The organism is Pseudomonas sp. HY2-MNA-CIBAN-0224, from assembly GCF_040310285.1.
In the GTDB taxonomy this organism is placed as follows: domain Bacteria; phylum Pseudomonadota; class Gammaproteobacteria; order Pseudomonadales; family Pseudomonadaceae; genus Aquipseudomonas; species Aquipseudomonas helleri.
Genome location: NZ_JBEOPQ010000691.1, coordinates 1 through 256 on the forward strand (window position 1 = coordinate 1; position 256 = coordinate 256).

1 protein-coding gene is annotated in these 256 nt (G+C 38.3%); it reads left to right on the plus strand.

The window, feature by feature from the left end:
- Positions 1 to 256 (plus strand): hypothetical protein (locus tag AAEZ03_RS28080; protein ID WP_350583214.1); only part of this gene is annotated, 256 nt, incomplete at both ends.

Sequence of the window (256 nt, forward strand, 5' to 3'; positions counted from 1 at the left end):
GGCTCAGCTTGATGCTGCATTCAATTGTCGCCTAAATACTCTATTAGGTGCAATTTTAAGCCCTAATAAAGTTCTTGATAGCAAGCCTAAAGGTAATTACCAACAAGCAGTTAAAAGTGCTCGTGAGATATTAAAGCCGATTATCGAGAAACAGCAATTAGATTGCGATTCAGTAGAAAAAATCATTAGATCTAAAAAGTCGGCTATTTATGTTGAAGGTTGCCCTGGTGCTGGTAAAACACGGCTGATAGTAGAC